Raw genomic sequence first — 5,329 nt, forward strand, 5'->3', positions numbered from 1 at the left:
TGTCAGTATACTGGCAGGGCGTTTTGCTGTGTCTGCTCTTCCTCGCCCCTCCCGAAACATGGCCCCAAATGCCCGATCATGGCGTACTTTGCACGAGCGTCCTCTTTTTGCCGTCAAACCTCTTTATCCCCGCCTGTTGTATCTCTATGCTCAATAATCGTACACAGTTCCAGCGGGGCCATGACCACTCGCGGCCAGTCTGGGTTCTGTGGTACGCGCTCTTCCGCCGGCTTCGTGTTCCCGAGGCGGAGCGGCATTTGACGGCCTTTCTTCTTGGTTTGGGAAACAGGTGAATACAATGACGAATCAGAATAACGTAACCATGAAAACACCGATTCAGGCGCTTCAAGACCGTTATCAGCAACAGCCCGGCGATGTGGCCATGGTGCAACCTCTGGGGGGGGATCGGGTACGCCGATACACCTGGAAAGAGGTCTCCGATGAGGCCCACCGCATGGCGTCCTATCTGCGGGCCCAGGGGGTCCAATCTGGAGATCGGGTGGCCCTGGTTTCCAAGAATTGCGCCGAATGGATTCTGGCTGACCTGGCGATCTGGATTGCCGGCGCGGTCAGTGTGCCCCTGTATCCAACCCTGGTGGCGGACTCGGTAAGACAGATTCTCGAGCATAGCGGATCCCGGCTGTTGTTCGTCGGCAAGCTGGACGACTGGGACATTATGAAGGACGGTGTGCCGGAAGGGATTCAGCAGGTCGCTTTTTCCCTGGCGCCGGAAGATGTGCTTCAGTCCTGCCCGGTATGGACTGATATCGTGGCTCAGAATGAGCCGCTGGCCGAGGTGGCGCAACCGGGCCCGGATGACCTCGCCACAATCATTTATACCTCGGGGACCACGGGAACCCCGAAGGGTGTGATGCACCAATACCGCAGTCTCTCCGCCGTTGGCGATAAAGTGATCCGGGTTTATAACCTGGAGCCTTCCGACCGGATGATCTCCTATCTGCCGCTGTCTCATGTGGCGGAACGGGCGGCGGTGGAAACCGCTCTGCTGTACGTCGGAAACACCGTCTACTTCGCCGAGTCCCTGGATACCTTTGGTGAAGACATCAAGCGCGCCAAGCCGACGCTTTTCTTCGCGGTGCCGCGTATCTGGTCCAAGTTCTATCAGAAAGCATCGGAGGCGGTGCCGCCTAAGAAGCTCAATACCCTGCTGAAAATTCCGCTGCTGAACAAGGTGATCAAGAAAAAGGTGCTGGGAGCCATGGGGCTGGACGAGTGCCGGGTGGCGCTGTCTGGCGCGGCGCCGTTGTCCACCGAGATCATTTCCTGGTTCAACACTCTGGGCCTGGAGATTCTGGAAGTTTACGGAATGACCGAGAACTTCGGGTGGTCGCATACCACGGTGCAGGGTGATCAGCAGATTGGATGGGTCGGCACCCCTAATGATGGGGTAGAATGCCGCATCGGTGAAGGTGGCGAGGTGCTGGTGCGCAGCGTCGGCAATATGAGCGGCTATTACAAGCAGCCGGATTTGACCGCTGAGGTATTGTCCGAGGACGGTTGGCTGAAAACCGGTGACGTGGGTGAGATCGATGAAGGCGGCCGGTTGCGGATTACCGGGCGGATCAAGGAGATCTTTAAAACCGAGAAAGGGAAGTACGTGGCGCCGGCGCCGATCGAAAACCGCTTGGCCAGCCAGCCCGGCGTCGAGTTGGTGTGCGTGATCGGGGCGAATATGTCGCAGCCCATCGCTCTGTTGAATCTGACACCGGAAGAACAGGGCAAGTTGAGCAAAGGCGCTGAGAAAGAGCATTTTACCCAGCAGCTGAATGAACTGCTGACCAGGGTGAACAATCAGCTCGACCCCCACGAGCGGCTTGCCTCCTTGGTAGTGTGCAAGGAGCCCTGGGGCGTGGAGAATGGTCTGGTGACCCCCACGCTGAAGCTCAAGCGCAATGAAATCGAAAAACACTACGCGGCGGACTTGCCGGAATGGGCGGCTTCCCGTGGTGTGGTCTGGGAGCATTGATTGTAGATGGAATACAGTACGGATCTGCCCCTCGTTCAGGCTCTGGCCGACGGGCGTTTCCATTCCGGGGCGGATCTCGGCGAGGTGCTTGGCATTTCCCGGGCCGCCATCTGGAAACGGATACAACGCCTGGCGGAGCTGGGCCTGGACGTGGAGTCGGTTCGTGGCAAGGGTTATCGGCTGGCCCGGCCCCTGGATTTGTTGGATGAGAGCCGACTGAGCGAGGGGCTGGCCGGCCGGGCCGAGCTGATTTTCAGTCCGGTGACCGGATCCACCAACGCTGACGCCCTGGCCTTGGCTGCCGAAGGACGGGAAGGCCCTCTGGTGGTCATCACCGAATTTCAAAGTGCCGGCCGCGGCCGGCGCGGACGCCAGTGGCGGTCACCTTTCGCCGCCAACATCTACCTTTCCGTTTTGTACCGGCTGCCGGGTGGTTTTGCTTCCCTGGGCGGACTCAGCCTGGCTGCGGGGGTGGTGGTCAGCCAGGTCCTGGAGCAAGCCTGTCCGGGACTGCCATTGGGTCTGAAGTGGCCCAATGATCTGTTGGTAGAGGGGCGTAAGCTGGGTGGAGTGTTGATCGAGCTGGCCGGTGAAATAGAAACGCAGGTTCAGGTCGTGGTCGGTGTGGGTATCAATGTGGCCATGCTGGATGCGCAGGCCGACAGCATTGACCAGCCCTGGACCAGCCTGGTGCAGTATGGTGACCTGAGCATGTCCCGTACTGAATTGGCCGAGTCACTGTCCGGTGCGCTGCTGAATATGCTGGACACCTTTGTTGCCCGAGGGTTTGCGGCTTTCGTGCCAGCTTATCAGGAACTGGATCTGGTGCGGGACAAGGCGGTGACTGTGATCACCGCCGGCAAGTCGCAGACGGGGATCGCGCGGGGGGTCGCCGAAGATGGGGCTCTGTGCGTGGAGATCGAGGGTAAGCGCCACTATTTGCATGGCGGCGAAGTCAGTTTGAGATTGCAATGAAGTTGTTTATCGATGTGGGGAATACTGCCCTGAAATGGCGCCGCCGCCGTGGCGATGATATCGAGCAGGGCGGTGGAACCCATCGGCGGGATTGGGAGGCGGCTCTGCGTGACCCTCTCGCTTCGCATCAGCCCTTTGACTCCGTCTGGGTCGCCTCGGTGGCGGGGGCGGAAGCGGATGCCAGGATTGGTGTGTTGATCAGGGAGGCCACCGGGCTGGCGGCGGAATTCTATTATTCCGTTCGGGACGATTTTGGTGTCCACAACTGCTATCCCGAGGCCCGGCGCCTGGGGGTGGACCGCTGGGTTGCCTTGATCGAATGCCATCGGCGCCACGGGGCCGGTATCGTCGTGGATTGCGGCAGCGCTCTGACTATCGACGCAGTGGATGAGGATGGCGTGTTTCTCGGCGGCTACATCGTGCCGGGGCTGGGCATGCTCCGTACCGCCTTATTGCGCGATACCGCTGATGTGCATGTCGGCCCGGGTCAGGCCGGACTGGGGTTGGGGCAGTCCACTGGCGAATGTGTTCATAACGGTCTGTTGCGCATGTCTGTGGCCTTTGTCACGGATGTAGTGGTTGAACTGCGTGAACGGCTTTCCGATACTTGCCCGGTACTGGTAACGGGCGGGGATGCCCGGGAACTGAGCGCCTCCTTCCCATTCGATTTCGACCTGCAGCCGGATCTGGTGTTGGACGGACTGGAACGGGTGGCTGCTCGACAAAAATAATCTGGGGGGGCGCGCTGTGCGCTGGGTATTTTATACGCTGTTGGTGGCCAACCTGGTTTATCTGGGCTGGCATCTGACTGTCGATCGATTGGAAAGAGCTCCCCTGGCTTCGAGTTCGCAGTCCGCCGCAAGGATGCCGGCAGCTGGCTCCGCGTCTTCTTTGGCGCTGCTCAGTGAGCAGCCTCAACCCGATAGGGCCGCCTTGGCGACGCCTCCCTCTTCTCAGACCGCTTCCTGTACCGTTGTCGGCCCCTGGTCAGACAGCGACGAGGCTCGCCGGGCGAGAATACAACTGAGGGCGGCTGGTCTGGCGGGGCGGATCGAGCCGGTTCGGGTGGAGAAGGATCGTCTGAATTGGGTCTACCTTCCTCCTTTTGAATCTCGCCAGCGTGCGCTTGAGGCACTCAACGAGTTGCAGGCTCTGGGAGTGGACAGCTTTATCGTCAAGGAGGGCGATTATGCCAACGCCATTTCCCTGGGGTACTTCTCCAGTGTGGAATCCGCGGAAGGGTTGCGCACAAAAATGCGTAATGCCGGGTATCCTGTCTTTGTTCGTGAGACCGCTCGGGAGGTGACCGAGTATTGGATTTATCTGCCCCCGGCGGAAGACGGTGGAGCCGTTCTGGCCGATTTCCTGGTCGGAAACCCGCAGGCGGGCCGTAGCAAGAGTCAGTGTCCGGGGAATGCTCAGTGGAAAGGGTGACTGTCAGGTCATGATGTTCTTGCCCGGGGTGGCGAGAAGCGATTGCAGACCCCTTGGGGTTTCTATAGAATGCGCAGCCTTTGAAGCAAAGCTCGCTTCATGCTGGCGTAGCTCAGTTGGTAGAGCAGCTGATTTGTAATCAGCCGGTCGGGGGTTCGACTCCTCTCGCCAGCTCCACCTTTTCTGCCGCGCCAGGAGCTTGAAAGCCCCTGAAAACATGTTGACAAGGGGCTGAGCCGTAAAGAGAATGTAGGCCCTTTTCTGGAGGGGTTCCCGAGTGGCCAAAGGGATCAGACTGTAAATCTGACGCGAAAGCTTCGGAGGTTCGAATCCTCCCCCCTCCACCAGATATTGAGAGTGATCAGGCACGGAAAGGCTTGATGGCTCATGAAGGTTCCTTCGGCGTTTGGCCGGGGGAGGGTTCGGACCGATAAGAGGTTCGACATGTCCGTTTCACGGACTGAACAGCATATAATGCTGGCCCGAAGGGCGGAGTAATCCTCCCCCCTCCACCAGATATTTCGCCAGCAAGCTGGCGGGCAGACAGAAGGTTTGCGGGCATAGTTCAGTGGTAGAACCTCAGCCTTCCAAGCTGATGATGCGGGTTCGATTCCCGCTGCCCGCTCCAGGCTGCGGAAATTCGCAGGCCAAGAAAGAGGTCTGCGAAATAAAGGTTACGCTCATGTAGCTCAGTAGGTAGAGCACACCCTTGGTAAGGGTGAGGTCACCGGTTCAAATCCGGTCATGAGCTCCAGAATCCGGGCCCGGGTACCACCTGGGTCCGGCTTTATGTGTCTTGGTGGTGCCAAGATGGTCCGCGGAAGGTGCGGTCCGACAGGGTTTTATCTGGGCAGAGGCGCCGTTCAGACGGAAATGCACAGCCAAGTTGAGAGGTAGAGAGTCGTGGCAAAGGAAAAGTTTGAACGTAATAAA

The 5,329-nt window shown here is 59.1% G+C and carries 4 protein-coding genes and 4 tRNA genes; all 8 read left to right on the top strand.

Annotated elements, in window-relative coordinates; genetic code table 11:
* Positions 1-298: 298 nt before the first annotated feature.
* The 8 genes from MA04_RS21525 to MA04_RS21560 all read left to right on the top strand — a co-directional run bounded on the left by MA04_RS21525 (position 299) and on the right by MA04_RS21560 (position 5,150).
* Positions 299-1,987, top strand: coding sequence for an AMP-binding protein (locus MA04_RS21525; RefSeq protein WP_163125828.1), 1,689 nt, complete (start codon positions 299-301; stop codon positions 1,985-1,987).
* Between the two features lie 6 nt (positions 1,988-1,993).
* Complete coding sequence (gene birA, locus MA04_RS21530; RefSeq protein WP_262462810.1) at positions 1,994-2,962, top strand: bifunctional biotin--[acetyl-CoA-carboxylase] ligase/biotin operon repressor BirA; 969 nt, start codon at positions 1,994-1,996, stop codon at positions 2,960-2,962.
* Complete coding sequence (locus MA04_RS21535; RefSeq protein ID WP_014996127.1) at positions 2,959-3,693, top strand: type III pantothenate kinase; 735 nt, start codon at positions 2,959-2,961, stop codon at positions 3,691-3,693. The genes birA and MA04_RS21535 overlap by 4 nt, the downstream gene beginning before the upstream one ends.
* 16 nt (positions 3,694-3,709) lie before the next feature.
* Positions 3,710-4,396, top strand: coding sequence for an SPOR domain-containing protein (locus MA04_RS21540; protein WP_262462811.1), 687 nt, complete (start codon positions 3,710-3,712; stop codon positions 4,394-4,396).
* Between the two features lie 101 nt (positions 4,397-4,497).
* Positions 4,498-4,573: transfer RNA gene (locus MA04_RS21545), tRNA-Thr, on the top strand.
* Between the two features lie 86 nt (positions 4,574-4,659).
* A tRNA-Tyr gene (locus tag MA04_RS21550) sits at positions 4,660-4,743 on the top strand.
* 207 nt (positions 4,744-4,950) lie between these two features.
* Positions 4,951-5,024, top strand: a tRNA-Gly gene (locus MA04_RS21555).
* A 50-nt stretch (positions 5,025-5,074) separates the two neighbouring features.
* Positions 5,075-5,150: transfer RNA gene (locus MA04_RS21560), tRNA-Thr, on the top strand.
* The last annotated feature ends 179 nt before the right edge of the window (positions 5,151-5,329 follow it).

The sequence above is a fragment of the Alloalcanivorax balearicus MACL04 genome (assembly GCF_025532145.1).
GTDB classification, from domain to species: domain Bacteria; phylum Pseudomonadota; class Gammaproteobacteria; order Pseudomonadales; family Alcanivoracaceae; genus Alloalcanivorax; species Alloalcanivorax balearicus.